The sequence below is a fragment of the Paenibacillus anseongensis genome (genome assembly GCF_009757995.1).
Lineage (GTDB): Bacteria > Bacillota > Bacilli > Paenibacillales > NBRC-103111 > Paenibacillus_E > Paenibacillus_E chondroitinus.
On the sequence record NZ_WSEM01000016.1, the window covers coordinates 1,397,166 to 1,415,217 of the forward strand.

Consider the following 18,052-nt stretch of genomic DNA (forward strand, 5'->3'; position numbering starts at 1 on the left):
TGGAAGAAGCAGGAATGCCTTTCCACAAAAAAAGAAAGGGCTTTCCCTCTGTCATCTTCATGACTTTCAGGAAAACCCGATGATCTTGTTTATGCCTTCAGAAATGAAATGGCATCCAGTAAAAATGCTGCAAAATTGCTGTCGATTTTTTTGCCTGATTGCGCTCGAACATGCTGTTCGAGAGCGTTCAATGCCGTCTTGACACCTTTGTCATCCAAGTGCTTTTGCAACGCCTCAACCATCATTAGCAAGCTGTTATAAATGCCTTGGTTCGTAATCCAGCCTTGTTGGTAAGCATAACGAACCGCTTCATCCAAATGCATGACGTCCATATGCACCTTAAGTACATAGCTCACGTCCGCTTCATTCCCGGCAGCATCCGTTGCCGTTACGTTAACTTGATGCTCACCAATACGAAGCGAAAAAGGTTTGTACGTATAAGGATCGCTAACGTTAGCGCCGTCAATGCTAACTGACTTGGCAACCACTCCGCTTACTTCATCGCTCGTGTTGAAGGTTAGACTGCCGCCATCCGTCCAATAAACATCCATCGTGACGGAAGGAGAAATGACCGGCGCCTTGGTATCGATTTTGACTTCAACCGTTTTGACTGACTCTTGGTTGCCGGCTTGATCGACACTGTAATAACGAATTTGATGGACGCCATCCTCCGTAACGGATACCGTGTTTCCTTCTGCGAAGGCACCATTATCTAGGCTGTACATCGTTGTTTGTATGCCGCTGCCAGCGTCGCTTGCCGTTAATGTCACCGTTTGCGCCGTGCGCTGCCACCCGGATTTCGCGTCATCTGTCGTTACCGGAGCTGCGCTGTCTTTCTTGAAGGTAATGACATGCGTTTTACCATATGAACCTGCAACCTGAATATCAAGCTTTAAAGCAGGTGATGTTTGCTGCACAGAAATTGTGCTGTCACTGCTAACGAGCTGCAACCCCGTTTTATTCAGTTCAAGTGAAATCATGCTCTGCGCTTGAGTTGGATCGGATACCGCGATGGAAAGCTCCGTCTCTGATTCCTTCACCATCACAGACGCCGGATTGCTGGAGGTAATGCCAGCCACGGAACCCGGGTTCCAGAAGTTTGCCGCTGTAATGCCCAACTGCTTTTCTTTCACGGCATGCACATCGGCTGTATTACTTAAAATCTCAACGTTCGGCGATTGGCTGTACGCCGCTGTTGCCGCAGCATCCTTGTGTGGCAGCATGACATAAGCATAGGAGGCATTCGTCGGATTTTGCCCGTGTTCGAAAGCCAAGCTTACATAATTACGCGTAATCGGCGTATTCGATTGGCCGCTGTTAATCTCTTGCCAACTCCCCGTTCTCGCTTCACGCAAGCCATAGACGGTTGCTGACCCTGGGAAATAATAACCGATATCCGAATTCGCCACATTAGCGGCTATGTGAGCCCAGTTCACTTGATTTAGCGTTCCTGACCAGCCCAATTGATTCGGTTGCGCTGAACCGTTAATCGTTAGCACATTGTCTCCCGCGTCATTCAGTTTCCGGTTATCGATGATCGTTTCAACCGGCGTGTTCGCCGCTGAGCTTTTCGAAATTCCTGCTCCTAAAGCGACGATTTCATCATCGAACATGAACCACGATTTTTTGCCTTGCAGCGTGCTGCCCGTCACTTTATCCATCGAAAAATCCATGCCTGCGGCACCATATAAGCCGTCGATGGTGGAGCCGCCCACCCAATTTTTAGCGTTCATGTACGAAGTCCACTCGCCTGGGGTCACGCCTTTCCCCGACTGATCCGTCGTTGTGCCTGGCAAACGGAAGGAATCCACAGTCGGCCAGAAGTCATTGCGGTACTGGTTAAGATCCTGATCATACAGGAACGTCATGCCGATTCCCGTGTACCAGCCTTTGAGATTTTCGTTATTTCCTTTTTCAAAAGCAGAAATCCGGTTCGAGAAAAGGCTTAATCCAAAGCCATATCCGTCACGCAAATGAACGACACGATCCATGCCGGCAAATACTTGATTCCGCTCTAATTCTCCTCTGCGCTGAATCGTGGAGTCGCTCATTAGCTCTTTAATCAGCGCCAACTCATAAATCGGCAGCCCATCCACATAATTAGCGTAGGTCGTATCGCTCAAAATCCATTCCTTCGCCATCCGCTTAATCGAAAGCGCAACGTCTGCAGGCGCTCCTTCCGCTAATCGAAGCAAAGTGGTAATTGTACTTCTAGCGCTGCCTGTAGCTTGTCTGGAAATACCCCGGCCATTCACCATATCCATGTAAAGTCCTTTGTAAATAACAGGTTCAAACGTGTCCATAACCCATTTGTAGACGTTGTTAACGTTAGGATCCGTTACAGGCCATGGAGAGCCATTAAGGACATATGTCATGTCAGCCGCTCGGCTTAACCAAACAGCGCCATAACCAGCTGTATACGCAATATTCGTATGCTGCACTAATGAACCATCTACGTATACGCCGTCTCCATGAATGGCATAAACAAATTCGGGACCAATCGGGTCGCGGCCTTGCGTAATTTTCGCACTGTTATTGCCGATGATGCCCCGCATCGTAACAACAAGCGCTTTGTCCAGCAGATTGGCGCCGGTTTCAACGACGTTATTCAACGTGCGCTTTTTCGGATCAGGGACAAATCGATCGATCGCTTTCATATGTTTCATAATTTGAGCAGGTGTCAAATGTTCATACATCAGCACGAGGATATCATTCATAATTTGCGGAGCGCCGATTTCCCAGTCCCACCAATTGCCGTACTCGGTTTTGGACTCGTTGTAACGGTTAGCGTTCAGCCAATCCAACGTGTTCAAAATGTCGATTTTAAGCGCCTCATTATGATATAAGCTCGATCCCTTGAGCGTATAGGCGAGCGCCATCGTCCTCAATCTGCTGTACGAAGTCGTGACTTGCGCCGAATCTGTCGTGCTGGCCAAATCATTCCAGACCAGCGTTCGATCTGCGGATTTATTAAGCGTATCCCAGATACCGGTCGAATCGGCATTCGTAACGCTATCGGCAATTTTGGCCAAGTTAGCTGAAATATCTGGATCAGCGGCATCATAATTTGTACCGCCTGTCAGCTTGTTGAACCATTTGGCCCGCATCTGCGCATAGGATTGAAAAAGCTCTGCAGATTCAACGTTTACGAGACATTCTGCCTTGATTGTGCCATCTGGTGTCGACACCGTTATCGTCGTGGAGCCTAGCCCTACACCGGTTACATTTCCGTTATTATCTACAACTGCCGCATTGGGGTTCGATGAACTCCAAATCACCGTTTTGTCCGCCGCATTCGCTGGAACAAACGTTGGTGCTAACGCCACTGACGCCCCCTGAGCCATAGAAAACGCACTTTGATTCAAGGTAATACCTGTAACTCCGTTATATTCCTCCAAACTCATATCATCAAACCATACCTTCCCTTTGCCTGTTTCCAGAAACGGCTCGATCACCAGCTTCGTCACATTTGCCGGAATTGTCATAAAAACTTGCTGCATCGTCCAATCCTTCGTACCGAGCAATTTCGCGGATGCAGGGCCGTCACCTACTTTGCTTGTATTATAGTACTGTGTTCTAAAATAAGCACCAGTCCCCGTGACATTATCGGTTTTCACCCATACTTTCAACCGATAGGATTTGCCTGGCGTAACCGTCAACACGCTTTGATTGACAGAAACTCTGCTTGTTGCATAAGCGTCAAACAAAATCGATTTGCTCCCTTCATGAAAAACAGTTGAATCTAGGGAGACATTCACCGTTTGATTGGGTGCTTTGCCGCTTCCAGTCGGAATCCATAAGCCCCACCCGACCGGTGCAAGACTTGTAATGCCGTTCCAGCTCGCATCCAGCGTCGTCGTTGTTTGTTCGAAGCCGCCGTTGCTGAGCAGGTTGACTGCGGCGGCCTCTGCTTTAGGATAAGCGCTTTCATAAAAGGGCACAAAAGATACTAGAAGACTCGACACCATACTGACAGATAGCAGTTTTGTCATTTTTCCCAAACGATCACCTCATCGACATTTTTTCATGCGAGAAAAGAAGTTCTGGAGAATGCTTAATACCAGCTTTTCTAGCATAAAAGACAGGTCTCTCCCTAAGCAATCTTCAATTCTTGCAATTGGTTATATAAAAAACGCCGATTCATGATAATAAAAAAAGCCGACTCAGCAAAAAAAGCCTATTTCGTCGCCTAACGACGCTTAACGGACTGAGATGACGCTATTTGCTGTTTTTGAGTTAAGATTCGCATCTAACGGACTCCAGAGTCGCTATTAGTCATGGAAACACCTCAGATTGCGAAAAATCCATAAAAAACGTCCACTCAGTCCGTTAGCACCTCAAATTCCGCTGAATTTGGCAAAATAACGGCTCCTGAGTCCGTAACAAGTTCGTCCCTCTTTTGCAACTGAGACATTTTTCTTTTTGGAATCTTTCGTGCATCGTGTTAGAATGTAGTTTTACAACAAACATAAGTTATTTCAACTAGGAAGGTTACGGTCATAATGAGCTCTTCAAATCTTTTACGTTCATTTAATTTTTTGTACTTTGCCCTGCTTGCCATGTTCGTTTCTTTTCTCCCTGTTTATCTGGATGCCCAAGGGCTTCCAGCGACCAAAATCGGCCTGATCATCGGTACAGGAGGAATCATTACGATCTTCTCACAGCCGCTCTGGGGCATGATTAGTGACAGGACCAGAACCATTAAGAAAGTCATGTTGCTTCTATTAGTGTGTTCAAGTATTGTTGGATATTTTTTATATACCTCCAATAGTTTCATTGTACTGCTTCTGTTTACGATGTTTTTGTACTTTTTCCTTATGCCGCTTGATCCGTTAACGGAAAGCTTGAACTTTCAAACAGCGGAAGTGAATGGAGTTAGCTATGGTTCCATAAGGACTTTCGGTGCGATTGGCTATGCCGTCATGTCGTTGGCCGTTGGATACGCGATTCAATATTTGGGCTTGAACAGCTTGGGTTACCTTTTCGGAGGGATCGGCGTCATCAGCCTCATCATTTGTCTAGCACTTCCAGATGCACCAGTGACTGGCAAACCCATCACATTAAAAAGCTTGCGTAATTTCCTAGGAAATAAAGAGACAATTTGGTTTATGGTGTTAATCTTTATTGTTGCCGTTCCGCAACGAATTAATGATACTTTTTTAGGCGTATATATACGAAAATTAGGCGGCAGTCCTGAGCTGGTCGGACAAGCATGGTTTTTAGCCGCAGGCAGTGAAATTCTTGTTTTTGCGCTAAGTTTCTGGTGGCTGCGTAAAGGGAAGGAACTCCAAATCATCGCATTTTCTGCGTTCTTTTACTTCATTCGCTTTTTATTGTCCTCGTGGATAACAGAACCTCATGTACTTGTTTACTTACAGCTTCTGCAAACCTTCACGTTTCCAATCTTTTATTCCGCGGCGATTCAATATTTATACCGTATTGTACCTGAGGAGTGGAGAGCGACCGGTCAAACCGTTCTTGCTTTGCTGTTCTTCGGCGTATCCGGCATTGTTGCCTCTTATCTGGGCGGGTGGTTCTATGAAAGCTTTGGCGGTAAATCACTTTACTTGTGGATTTCCGGTATGTCCTTTATCGGACTGTTGTTCAGCCTAGTACTAAGCGCAATCTACGGAAAAGCCAAGATGGCAGCCTAAACATTTTCTGCTAAAATGATAGGAATAGAAAGAACGGGGGCAAGCAGCATGGACTACATTATTTTGGATATCGAATTTAACGGCCGCAAATTTGCGAGCGATTTACCCATGGAGGTCATCGAGATTGGGGCAGTGCGCCTTAATGACTCCCTTCAGCCGGTCGATGAGTTCTCCTCTCTGATCAAGCCGGTTTATTTTTCTAAATTGAACAGTTTTATTAAAAAGAAAACAGGCATTCCGCAAGAAGACATTGACGGCGCCGCCGGCTTTCGCAGTGTCATTGCGGATTTCATCAGCTGGCTGAATCGGAGTGAAGCTTTTCTGCTTGTTACATGGGGCGGGGAAGATTTGAAACGCATTGTATTCGATACAAGAATGCACAAATTGGATGATGCGTACTGGATGAATGCCAACTATTTTGACTTATTGAAAGGGTTTATCCGCTATAAAAATGTAACGAATGACGTCAGCGTCGAGGCCGCCCTGCTTGATTTGCAGATCGAGGCGGAAGGCTCCGCCCACAGAGCGCTGGATGATGCGCGGATGACATCGCTTGTGTTCAAAGCGATCTTTCAGGAGCTGGATTTTGAACGGACGCAGCAATACGTAGATGTCTACAGCAATGCAAAGGAACGCCGGCTTCTGAAGACAGCCATCCGTTCCATTACGGCCCAGAAAATCGTGCCTACTTGGGAACTCGTTGTGGAACAGTATTTTAAAGATAAAATGGCTCTTACCGATCCAAGGAAAATTACCGAGCTGCAAGCCCTGTTTGAGGCGGAAATGGTAAAAGGGCCGCAGGTTGTGAAAAAGGCACCTGTACAGTAAATGTACGGGGGCACTCACTCTCCATCAACCAAAAAAAGCCAATCCACTCGACATGTTTCACATGTCATGGATTGGCTTTTCATTATAGCTGATCAACGCCTAAGCGGTTTTTGAAAGTTAGGGACGGAAGTTGATCGCGCTCGCTGCGCTTGGATTCATTTTGTTGAATCGCCAGCAGTTTGCCCGTCAATTCAAGGAACCACATTTCGTCTCTCACCGCGAGGGAGACATCGATCAAGCTTCTCACTTGCTCTTCTATATCCAAGGAACTTGGCGGCAATTTTTTAACGTCTTGGTTGCTGACTTCCATGACTTTCCCAATCGTCGATTCACGGTCGGATGCAATCACGTAAATGCGAGTCAAACCTCCAAGCACATCCATGGATTCTACATACCCATGCAACATTTCATCTTGATTCGTAGTGGCTGTAACCCAATCACTGATTTGATAGTTCATCATCCAGCACCGCCTTTAGCGTTATTTTTATCACTCACTAGCTATACTGTAATTATAAATGTTACAGTATCTTTTGTCAATGTGGCTCATGCTGAATGAACATTATCTATTTTGTAGGTCATTGACAGTCACAAAGGTGTAGCCCTCTTTCGTCAAAGCATCCAGAATGCCTTCTATCGCAAGAAGCTCCGTCTTATCGTACATAGGATGAAGCAAAATGATAGAGCCTGGCTTCACATGCTGAACGACTTCATTTACCTTGTCGGAAGGCGTACGAAAATTCGTGTCCGGCTCCAAACTCCACATAATCGTTTGAATTTGCTGCTTATGTAAATAATAAGGTAAGCCAATCAACTTTTTACCGTTTGGCGGCCGAAAATCAATTTCACCTTCATAACCCGTCTCGCGGATTAATTGATTCGTTTTTTCAATTTCTTCCCGGATAAAAGACGGCTTTTTGAAAACCATTCGCTGATGTGAAAAGGTATGATTCCCAATCTGATGCCCCGCTTTCGTAATCAACTGCCCGGCTTCTCTATTTTTCTCAAGCTCGCTTCCTATTAGAAAAAAAGTAGCCTTTGCTTGATACTTACCCAATAGGGCTACAATTGAAGCTGTTTGTTCCGACGGTCCATCATCAAACGTTAACGCCACAATTTTTTCATTCGTCTGCACATGACTGGTTAACCCGCCGAAAACTTGGAAACTTCTAGCATTCATCCATTTCCTTGTACAAAACAATAGAACAAAGACAATAAATAGTCCTATTCCAATTATGACTATTCTTTTTCTCATTTATTCACCTTACCTTCCCAAATTTCAAAAAAACCATTTAAATAAGAAACAAAATTTACAATATTAGCTGCACTATTTATACTAATAAGGTTATTAGATACTCTATTCATTAGCAAGGAGCCTTCCTATGAGCACTTCTACTGTTTTAAATGATGAAGAGTGGTTGAAGCTGCTCGAATATGTGGCTGAAACCTATACGGACGTAACCCTTTCCAGAGGGTTTACCTATTTTAAACAAGGACAAGTTATCTCCCTTAGCATATCCGACGCTCGTTTAGTGCAGGCCAAAGTCGATGGATCTGAAGCCTATCGCGTTTCGCTTAACCTAAATAAGTTGAAAGAAGGCAGCTGCACATGCCCCGTTCATGGCGCTTGCAAGCACCAAGCTGCTGTCATGATGGAACTAGCGGACCGTCTCGGATACCCGGCGACCCAGATTATGAATGCAAAAATGCAGCTCAAACGCGCGGCTTCGCAAGCAACATCGGAATCCGCCATGATGAAATTGCCTACAATGTCTGTTAGTGATTGGCAGCAGTTTCTGGATCAATACACCCTCTCCATAAAACCGACCTACGATCAAGGCATTTACGCTCAGCAGTTGCGTAGCCATTTAAGCACCTTAATGAACGTTGCCATTCCTTTTTCTGACCAGGATCGGAGCTTTTTCGAGCTGCATCAAGCATTATTCCTTCTAAGGAAAGTAAAAGGGCAAAACACACAGGGCGTGACGAGCTTCTTTACGTCATCAGCAGCCTACAAGATTTACGATGAGATTATGGACTGGCTAAAAGAGAAGGGTAGCCGACTAGCTCTTTCTGAGTCCAGCGAGCGCCTTGAGACAACGTTCGCTTATATCAGAACGCAGATGGCCGCTCAGAAAGGGCACAGTTATCAAGATTTTGGAGTCTACTGCGCGCTTTGGGACGAATGGATGGCTTCAGGAATCACAGCGGCTTTATCCTACGCCCCGAAGGAAATTGAAGCTCTTAAGACATCGATAACAGATGACTCTGCCGCTACGCCATCGGTTTCAGCCGCGAAAGCCTACCTGCACCTGCTGATGTCACAACCGAAGATCGCTTGGGCAGCACTCGCAGAGGGGCCAACCTTCAAAGACACACCTCCCTACCTTTTCGTTACGTTCTTCGACCATCTGCAGGATAACGCAAACTGGAAGGAGCTTGTAGACTGGCTGACCGAAACGGCCATCTTCTTCAACAATCCGCGAACCCGTGAACTCGATACCTACGCGAATTATTGGCAAAAAGCCGTCGCTCATTTTCCTGAAGCCGAGGAGCTGATGTGGCAAGCATTTGAGAGTCTTCTGCCGCGTTCCTACTTTCTCATTGAAAATGTCCTCTACGAGCAAGGCAAATGGAAGGCTTGGCTCGAAATGCAGATCCTTCAAGGCCATGACCCGCTTTTTCACCGGGTCAGCGTGCTTCAGCCAATCGAAAAAGAAGCGCCACAGCTGCTTTTACCCTATTATCATCAAGCCGTGAACCATTACGTTGCTTTAAAAAACCGCCACGACTATAAAGCTGCTGTTAGACTTTTGAAAAGACTTGAAAAAGTGTACAAGAAAATGAAGCAATCCGGTCGTTGGGAAGCATTTTTTGTAGGTTTCGTTGAACGGCATAGCAGACTGCGGGCGCTGCAAGAGGAACTTAGGAAAGGAAAGCTGCTCGGATGAACGCAATATTGCACAATTTACAAGTGAGCATGACCTTAACAGAAAGCGGTGACGCTTTATTCTGGGGATTTCTGGACGACCGCGATGTGCCTGGCGAGAAGCTGCGAAATCTCATGTTCGCTTGGCACGAATCCTCCTATTACGGCACTGTGTTGGACCTGCAGCAGGCTGGTGACATCTCGGTCGTCGTGCTCCCTGCGGATATGGTGCTTCCCTACTTCACGGAACCAGATTTCATGGAAATCCTGCACTTTGAGGATGGAAATGAAGGTATGAAGGCCATGCGCGAGCTAGCGCCACTTCTTTACCAAGAAGCACAAGCTGGCCGTTATGTACCAAGCTTGCACGATTTCCGCAAAGGGACGCTGGGTTGGACTTGGGATGCCGAATCCGATGCGCTGAAATCGTTTAATTGGGCAGCAGCTCAAAGCCTCGATGCCCTTGGTCAAGGTCTGGCCGGGCTGCGCGCAGCGTTCTCCGCCGTTGTCACCGCGGAGCACTATGCAAGCGAAGCGGCAATTTCCGATCTTCGCCGCGACTACCCCGCGTTGTTCCAACGCTCAGCTTCGCCAGTCACCTTGACGGAGGAAGAATGGCTCGCTTCCTTAGGCTGGCGGCCTGACACGGCTCCGTTCAGACCTGCGCTGCAGCTGCTGGAACCTGATGAAGAGGACGACACGTGGAGACTACGTCTTGTCCTGCAGGACAAGCAGGATCGATCCGTGCTCGCCCCGATTCGTCTTGCTGCGGACGGAACCGCAGCAGGAACTTGGGACAGCAGCTGGAGTCCCTACGTGCTGGAACGGTCGCCCGGCTGGGCAGCCAGCCTGGCCGAAAGCCTGCCCAGCGGGAGCAGCGGCTTGGCGCTCTTATCCAGGCCGCTAAGCGATGAATCGGCCTGGACGTTTTTAACGACAGACAGCCGGCATCTGCTGGACGGCGGTTGGAATGTGATGCTTCCCGGCTGGTGGGAAGCTGCCTCCAAGCGAAAGCCGCGGCTGCGCGCGAAGGTATCCTCCGAAGCTGGCGGCAAAAGGCAGTCGCTCTTCGGGCTGAACGCCTTGGTCAACTTCGACTGGCGGATTGCCATTGGCGAAGCGGATCTAAGCGAAGCCGAATTCGCTGCGCTGCTTTCGCGCAATGAGCGCCTCATCCGCTTCCGCGGCCAGTGGGTCTACCTGGACCCGGCGCTGCTGGAGCAAATTCGCAGGCTGATGGCCAGCGTTGACCCGCAAGAAGGTCTATCCTTGCTGGATATTTTCCAGCTTCACCTGCTGAATGAAGCAGAGAAAGAGAACGCCCCTAAGGGAGGTTCATCGCCTGAGGATGACGCTGAGAACGAAGAACGCATCAAACTGGAAGTTGAGCTAAACGCACATTTGATGGGCCTTTTGCGTCAGCTTGCACAGCCGTCGGAACTGCAGGAGATTCCTATTCCAACTGGCTTGCGTGCTGAATTGAGAAGCTATCAACATGAAGGTTTTACGTGGTTAACGTATTTAAGAAAATTCGGCCTTGGCGCTTGCCTTGCCGATGATATGGGCCTTGGGAAAACCATTCAATTCATCACCTATTTGCTGCATCACCAAGCTGAATCCGAGCAGCCTGCTCTGCTGATTTGCCCCACCTCTGTACTCGGCAATTGGCAGAAGGAACTCGTCCGTTTTGCCCCGGATCTCAAGGTTCTGCTTTATTACGGCAAAGGCCGTCTAAGCGGCGAAGCGCTTGCCGAGGCTCTGAAGGACACTGATATTGTGCTGACCTCCTACACAACCGCTCTTATGGAGCAAGAAACGCTGCAGGAGACGGTTTGGAGCTCCCTATGTCTGGACGAAGCGCAAAATATTAAAAACGCCCAAAACAAGCAGTCCGCCGCCGTGCGTTCACTGCAAGCCAAACATCGTATCGCCCTGACCGGCACACCGATCGAAAATCGGTTATCCGAGCTGTGGTCGATCTATGACTTCCTGAATCCCGGCTATTTGGGAAATCAGCGCGGGTTTCAGCATCGTTTCTCGAATCCGATCGAGAAGCACCAAGATGAGGAGCGGACGATGCAGCTCCAGAAGCTCGTGAAACCTTTTATGCTGCGCCGGAAAAAGAAAGATCCCGCCATCCAGCTCGATTTGCCGGATAAGCAGGAGATGAAGGTCTACTTGAACTTGACTGCCGAGCAGGGCGCGCTATATGAGCAAGCGGTCAAAAACCTCATGGAGCGTATGCAAAAGCTGGAAGGTATGGAGCGCAAGGGCGCTATCCTCTCTGCGTTAACGCAGCTGAAGCAGCTTTGCGACCACCCCGTTCTGCTGACCAAGGAAGCTCCCATCTCCGAGGAGAGCCTGCTTAACGAAGACAGCCGGGAAGGCTTCGTCTTGCGTTCAGCCAAGCTGGAACGGCTCGTTGCGATGGTTGGCGAGCTGCGGGATGAAGGCGACTCCTGCCTGATCTTCACGCAGTATGTCAGCATGGGCAAGCTGCTGGCCGATATTTTGCAGGCACAACGGAACGAACCCGTGTTGTACTTGAACGGCAGCACGCCGAAGCAGGAACGCGACAAGATGATTGACAAGTTCCAAGGGGCGGATGGACCTGGTATCTTTATTCTGTCGCTCAAAGCAGGCGGCGTCGGTCTCAACTTGACAGCAGCCAACCACGTGTTCCACTTTGACCGATGGTGGAATCCAGCCGTAGAAAACCAAGCGACAGACCGTGCTTATCGGATGGGGCAGAAACGGAATGTACAAGTGCATAAGTTTATTTCTTTGGGCACGCTTGAGGAAAAAATCGACGAAATGCTCGAAAGTAAAATGAGTCTGAGCGAAAATGTAATTTCCACCTCCGAAGCCTGGATTACCGAGCTCTCGAATGAAGAGCTGCATGATTTATTTGCGCTGCGAAAAGATTGGTAAGGCTTACCTACGAGCACGTTTTGTGATAAGATATCGAACGAGAAGAAACAGAAAGGGAGTTACTACCGTGTCTCGTATCATTCAAGTTGATGAACGCCCCTCCATAGGCGAAAGCATTCCCCTTAGTTTGCAGCATTTATTTGCGATGTTTGGCTCCACCGTGCTTGTACCGATTCTCTTCCATGTCGATCCGGCTACGATATTGTTGATGAATGGGATCGGCACCCTGCTTTATATTTTTATCACAAAAGGCAAAATTCCCGCTTTCCTGGGGTCCAGCTTCGCTTTCCTTTCGCCTGTTTTCGTCGTCCTAGGTCAAAAAGGCTATAGTGCGGCACTCGGCGGTTTTCTCGTCGTGGGACTGATCTTTACGATTATCGCTTTATTGATTCGCTTCGTGGGAACACGCTGGATTGACGTTGTCTTCCCGCCTGCCGCGATGGGCGCAATCGTGTCCGTTATCGGGCTGGAGTTAGTGCCCACAGCAGCGTCAATGGCCGGCATTATCGCTCCTGCCGATGCCAAGGAAGCTTGGGTTCCCGATATGACCGTGATCACGGTTTCTATTTTCACTTTTTTAGTAGGCGTGGTTGGTTCCATCGTATTTCGAGGACTATTGAAGGTTATCCCTATTCTTGTAGCTATCATCTTGGGGTACGTACTTGCCGCATTGCTTGGTTTAGTACATATTCAAGAAACTTTAAATGCCGCTCAATGGCTTCAGCTTCCTACTTTCTACTCACCAACGTTTGATTTAGCCAGTATATTAATCATTGCCCCTGCGGCACTTGTTGTCATTGCAGAGCATATCGGCCACTTAATCGTAACCAGCAATATGGTGGGCAAAGATTTATCCAAAGACCCGGGTCTAAGCAAATCTTTACTCGGAAACGGGATCTCAACGATGTTGTCTTCCTTGGTTGGTTCCACGCCAAATACAACGTACGGTGAAAACATCGGCGTCATGGCGATCAGCCGTGTGTACTCGGTTTGGGTCATTGGCGGAGCTGCGATCCTGGCGATTGTGCTTTCTTTTGTGGGGAAAATCTCAGCCTTGATTCAAACGATTCCTACAGCTGTCATGGGAGGCGTTTCCTTGCTGCTGTTCGGTATTATCGCTGCTTCCGGTATTCGGATGCTCGTAGAGACGAAAGTGGATTATTCCAAACCGATGAATCTGATTCTGACAACGACGGTTCTTGTCATCGGCCTTAGCGGTGCAACGTTGAAGCTGGGGAATTTTGAATTGAAGGGTATGGCGTTGGCCACGATCGTTGCTATTGTGCTTAGCCTGTTTTTCAAACTGCTGGATAAGCTAAAATTAACGAACGAGTAATTAAGCTTCATGAGAGGATTTCATAAAATGCCCGAATATTCGTGAAAGGAATATAGGCTATGAAGAACGCAATGAACGATAGCGAACGCACGTTCTGGAAGAAATATCTCGCCAAGGCGAAGTTGGATCTATCCTACGCGGCCTATACCAAAGTCCAAAAATCCTGGACTGATGAGAATCCCGCCTGTCCGTTTAACCGACTTTATTTTATCCGCGAAGGTGAAGGCTATGTCAGGATCGGAGGTCAGACTTACTACCCGAAACCCGGGGAGCTGTATTTGCTGCCAGCCGGAAGCGACCAGGCTTATGGCACGATAAGCGACAATACGTTCGGCAAGTATTGGTGCCATTTTTCGGCCAAAATCGGAGATTTGGATTTGTTTCAAATTTTGCAAACCTCGCCTTGCTTGAAAGTTCAGAATCCGGAAGAGCTCGTGAAAGCTTTCGAGCAATTGATTGCTTACAGCCAGAGCGACAGCATCACCTCAGAGTTTCGAGCGTACTCAATTCTGATGACGTTTATTGCCGATTTTATTGAGCAAAATCAATCCGTCAAGCTGAACCTGACCTCCACGCCTACGTTTGAAAAAATGAACAAAGTTTTGCTGTACATGGAACAGCATATTGCCGAAAATGTGTCCGTGGATACACTTTCTCGCATTGCGCATTACCATCCTAATTATTTTATCAATGCTTTCAAGCAATTCACGGGCTACTCGCCTATCCAATACATGAATCATCTGCGTTCCGAAAAAGCCAAAGATTTGCTGATGACGACAGAATTGAACGTTTCGCAAATCGCTGACGCGTTAGGGATGGAATTATCGTATTTTTCCCGTATGTTCCGAGAGCAGACCGGGTTTAAGCCTACGGCTTTCCGTGATTTGAGACCAAAAACGATTGAAAATAACCCATAAATAAAAAACGAGGCCGTCTCCAAACCATGAAATATGGTTGAGAGACGGCCTCTTCGTATATCAACGTGCCTATGCAATTTCTTGCCGCTTACGGATAAAAGGCATTCGCCTTTGTCGTCGTGGAGCACCAGCGGTTGTTCAGCAGGAAGCGGATCAGCGAATTTTTGGCCCGATCTGTGCCGATGTAATGGAGCGTTTCCGCAGCATGTGCACGAACGTATCGGTTCTCGTCGTCCAGCGCAATTTCCAATTGCGGAACAGCCGATTCTGCCGAAGCGCCCAGACGGGACAAGGATAAGCTGGACATGAAGCGCACTTGCGCGTTCTGATCTTGAAGACCGCGGGTTAAGCTGGCAACGACATCCTCTACAGGCGAGTTCATAAAACCGAGCGCATCAACAACCGCGCTGCGGATTTTGTCCTCCGGGTGATCAAGCAGCTCTGTAAGAGCCGGAACCGCTTTGGCTGCTATCCCGCTCAATTCGCCCAGCGCAAACACAGCGTGTGTTACTGTATTTACATTCTCATGGTTCAGGGCAGCGATCAACCCGTCAACCGCTTCGCTTCCAGCAACAGCTAAACCATACGCAGAGATTCGCGATACATGAACATCATCGCTGCGGAGTCCATCCAGCAGAGCATTCACGCCAGCCTGCCCTCTACGTGCAAGATCATAAGAAGCATTGATGGCGATCGTTTCATCACCGCTCAATTTCCCCGCCAACTCCTGAACTTCCTGCGGTTCGGACGAAGCCGTTCCTGCCAAGGAGCAGAGTTCGCCGGATAACCAGTTCCAAGTCTCTTCCCACATCAAGTCGTGCGCAGCAAGCGGTGCAAGCAGGTTCGCAGGCTTCTTCCATTCGCGCTCTTGATTATTCCAGCTTGGCTGTTTAGGCAGCTCGGTACGCATGAACTCAAACTTCAACATATAACGCGGTTTTCCAAGAATGTTCGGAGTGGAACGGTGCCAGATATCATAATGGATCAACGCGAAAGTGCCTGCCTCGCCGCTTGCCAAAACTTCAGCCGGATGCTCATTCGCTTCGAATGCCCGCTTCTGGTGATTTTGCGTGCCTGGCATAATGCCTGTCGGCCCCAAATCTACCGGTGTATCCTGCGGGAAATACATAATCATTGCCCAGTTCGGGTGATGATTGCGCACGCGGTCATAACCCCAATAGCTGTCTTTATGCCAGCCGCCAGCAGTAGGTAGCGCATTGAAATGCCCATGTCTGTGCGCATGCATCATATAATTTGGACCTAACACACTCGTTAATGCGCCAGTAACAACGGGATGGTCAAATACTTTTTGCAGCTCTCGGATACGCGGCAGCAAGTTATTTCCAGGATTCCCCTCTTCCGCATACACCGTATTTAATTGCTCAAGCAGATTGTCATGAAACGCATGGGAAAAATCCGTTTTAAGAATTAGACACCCATTCGTAATAAATTCTCTCATTTGCTCATCTGTCAAAAGTAAAGGTTGTTTCTCCTGCATTGTTCCTGCCTCCTTGGCGTGTTTTGAATGCTGTAACCTTACCCTTATTATAGAAAAATCAAATGAGATACTTAATAGACATTCTTAATCAGAGCTAGCACAAAACTAAGATAGCCACTTAAAATGCACCCAAATCGATTTCATCCAGGGAAGCAACTCTCAAATCATGTGCGATAAATTCCAAGTTCCGTGTAACATCATTCGGCACGATTACGCATCGGATACCAGCTGCCTTGGCGGCCTTCAACCCATTAGGTGAATCTTCAAAGACGAGAGCCTCCCCGGCTGCTACGCCAAGCTTTTCCAGCGTCAATGTATACAACTCAGGATCAGGCTTCACCCGCTTGACATCATCAGCTGTATGAATCACATCAAAATAAGAGAAGATTCCTTGTTCCTTCAAGTATTTGTGAACCCAAGCACGTGTTGAACTAGACGCTAATCCGATTCGCAGACTTCTCGACTTGGCTGCTTCCAATAAATGAAGCACACCGGGAAGCAGCTTCGCTTCTCCTAAATAGACAGTATACTTCTCGTGAGACAGCTGTTTGATAAACTCATGATCCAAAGGCTTTTGGATAGAGGTCTCCAGATAAACATAAGGATTAAACTCATCAAAAGTAGTTCCTACATTTTTACACCAAAGTTCAAGTGAAAGCTCAACTCCGTGTTCCTGATAAATGTCTTTAAAAGCGTAGTACCAAGGAGTTTCTGTATCCATAATTAAACCGTCGAAGTCAAAAATAATGGCTTTAAGGCCAAAGGGGCTCTCTGGTTTAGCCTTCATCTGTAAACCCCCACTGCTCTGGCTTATTCAGCCAAGAAAGCTCCAGCTGTTTCTCAACATCCAATAAATTGTTCATATTTACCTCCTAAGTACCTTGATGAGTACTTATTCTCTCAGATAGACCCAAATCCTTTCTACTCTTGAAACCACACCAATCTTGCTCTAAAATGAAGGCACAATCTTATCACAATCAGCAATTTATTCTATAAATCTATCTGATCTTGCTCAAATAACCTTATTTCTCCGACAACTAGAAAGCGAGGCTGCGCATGACTTATCCCCAAGATTTAAGGGAGAAAACACCTCTCTGGGACAGCAACTATCCGATTCGGTTTTACCGAAATCGATCTCGGGCGGCCAAAAAGGACGACAATATTTTATATCTCCATTGGCATGAGCACTTCGAAATCATTGATATGCAGGCAGGCAAAGCACAATTTCATATCGATAGCCGCCCTTACGAGGCGAGCGCCGGCGACCTGCTGTTCGTCCCTGCCGGGGCGCTGCATGTCGGCTATAATGCCTCCGACGAAGATGTGGAGTTCGTAGCCGTTGTCTTCAACGCTTCTCTGCTCCGCATGCTGCATCCCGATCCTGTCTACGAGCGGTACATGCTGCCTTTCTTGGATGGACGCGCGCAACTGCCTGCTAAAATTGGCGCAAACGACGAACAAGGAGCCCCATTCCGGAGGCTCCTTCGTGAATCAACCTATGAGTTTGAGCACGCGGCCGCGGCCTACGAGCTTATCATTAAGCATAATTTTCATCTGCTTTTCGCGTTGCTCTCCAGACAATTTCTGCCGGACAAGTTCGTGGATAAACCCGCTCCTCTGCGGCATTCCGAGTCATTTAAGCCGTTAATTCAGCACATTGAGGCTCATCTTGCAGAGCCGCTCTCCGTTGATCAAGCTGCGAGGATGGTCAACCTCAATCCGTACCATTTTTGCAAAACGTTTAAGAAGCTGACCGGACGAACTTTTGTAGATTTTGTCAATTGGCTGCGCATTAACGAAGCGGATCGTTTGCTGCGTGAAACGGAATGGACCGTAACCGAGATTGCCGAAAGCATCGGCTGTGGGAACGCGAACTATTTTACAAAGCTTTATAAAAAATATAAGAGTTATCCGCCTTCAGAAGTTCGGAGGAGACTGTTGTCTACTTGATTTTTCAAGGCA

The 18,052-nt window shown here is 47.7% G+C and carries 12 protein-coding genes; 7 read left to right on the forward strand and 5 right to left on the reverse strand.

Annotation, left to right across the window (positions count from 1 at the left end):
* Positions 1-89: 89 nt before the first annotated feature.
* A complete protein-coding gene (locus tag GON05_RS22735) occupies positions 90-3,992 on the reverse strand; it encodes a polysaccharide lyase family 8 super-sandwich domain-containing protein (protein ID WP_246239350.1) in 3,903 nt (1,300 codons plus the stop codon).
* A 510-nt stretch (positions 3,993-4,502) separates the two neighbouring features.
* Here GON05_RS22735 and GON05_RS22740 point away from each other — a divergent pair.
* Entirely contained in the window at positions 4,503-5,654 is a 1,152-nt protein-coding gene (locus tag GON05_RS22740) for an MFS transporter (protein ID WP_157322019.1), read from the forward strand.
* A 48-nt stretch (positions 5,655-5,702) separates the two neighbouring features.
* Positions 5,703-6,482 (forward strand): 3'-5' exonuclease, encoded by a 780-nt coding sequence (locus tag GON05_RS22745; RefSeq protein WP_157322021.1) that lies wholly within the window; start codon positions 5,703-5,705, stop codon positions 6,480-6,482.
* An 82-nt stretch (positions 6,483-6,564) separates the two neighbouring features.
* Here GON05_RS22745 and GON05_RS22750 read toward each other — a convergent pair whose 3' ends face one another.
* Together GON05_RS22750 and GON05_RS22755 are read right to left on the reverse strand one after the other, a co-directional pair.
* Positions 6,565-6,942 (reverse strand): hypothetical protein, encoded by a 378-nt coding sequence (locus tag GON05_RS22750; RefSeq protein ID WP_127450193.1) that lies wholly within the window; start codon positions 6,940-6,942, stop codon positions 6,565-6,567.
* A 99-nt stretch (positions 6,943-7,041) separates the two neighbouring features.
* A complete protein-coding gene (locus tag GON05_RS22755; RefSeq protein WP_157322023.1) occupies positions 7,042-7,734 on the reverse strand; it encodes a polysaccharide deacetylase family protein in 693 nt (230 codons plus the stop codon).
* A 127-nt stretch (positions 7,735-7,861) separates the two neighbouring features.
* Here GON05_RS22755 and GON05_RS22760 point away from each other — a divergent pair, with 127 nt between their 5' ends.
* The 4 genes from GON05_RS22760 (at position 7,862) to GON05_RS22775 (ending at position 14,592) form a co-directional block, all read left to right on the forward strand.
* Entirely contained in the window at positions 7,862-9,430 is a 1,569-nt protein-coding gene (locus GON05_RS22760; RefSeq protein ID WP_157322024.1) for an SWIM zinc finger family protein, read from the forward strand.
* Positions 9,427-12,339 carry a DEAD/DEAH box helicase gene (locus GON05_RS22765; protein ID WP_157322026.1) on the forward strand — a complete coding sequence of 971 codons (2,913 nt, stop codon included), beginning with the start codon at positions 9,427-9,429 and terminating at the stop codon, positions 12,337-12,339. The genes GON05_RS22760 and GON05_RS22765 overlap by 4 nt, the downstream gene beginning before the upstream one ends.
* Positions 12,340-12,406: 67 nt before the next feature.
* The gene (gene uraA, locus GON05_RS22770) at positions 12,407-13,675 is read left to right on the forward strand and encodes a uracil permease (RefSeq protein WP_309491768.1); all 1,269 of its coding nucleotides are present in this window, start codon (positions 12,407-12,409) and stop codon (positions 13,673-13,675) included.
* A gap of 59 nt (positions 13,676-13,734) precedes the next feature.
* Positions 13,735-14,592 carry an AraC family transcriptional regulator gene (locus GON05_RS22775; protein ID WP_157322028.1) on the forward strand — a complete coding sequence of 286 codons (858 nt, stop codon included), beginning with the start codon at positions 13,735-13,737 and terminating at the stop codon, positions 14,590-14,592.
* Between the two features lie 88 nt (positions 14,593-14,680).
* Here GON05_RS22775 and GON05_RS22780 read toward each other — a convergent pair whose 3' ends face one another.
* Positions 14,681-16,090, reverse strand: coding sequence for a HEAT repeat domain-containing protein (locus tag GON05_RS22780; RefSeq protein WP_157322030.1), 1,410 nt, complete (start codon positions 16,088-16,090; stop codon positions 14,681-14,683).
* Positions 16,091-16,208: 118 nt separating this feature from the next.
* The gene (locus tag GON05_RS22785) at positions 16,209-16,877 is read right to left on the reverse strand and encodes an HAD family hydrolase (RefSeq protein ID WP_157322032.1); all 669 of its coding nucleotides are present in this window, start codon (positions 16,875-16,877) and stop codon (positions 16,209-16,211) included.
* 269 nt (positions 16,878-17,146) lie between these two features.
* Between GON05_RS22785 and GON05_RS22790 the strand changes: the two genes are divergently transcribed.
* The gene (locus GON05_RS22790) at positions 17,147-18,040 is read left to right on the forward strand and encodes an AraC family transcriptional regulator (RefSeq protein WP_157322034.1); all 894 of its coding nucleotides are present in this window, start codon (positions 17,147-17,149) and stop codon (positions 18,038-18,040) included.
* Positions 18,041-18,052: the final 12 nt, after the last annotated feature.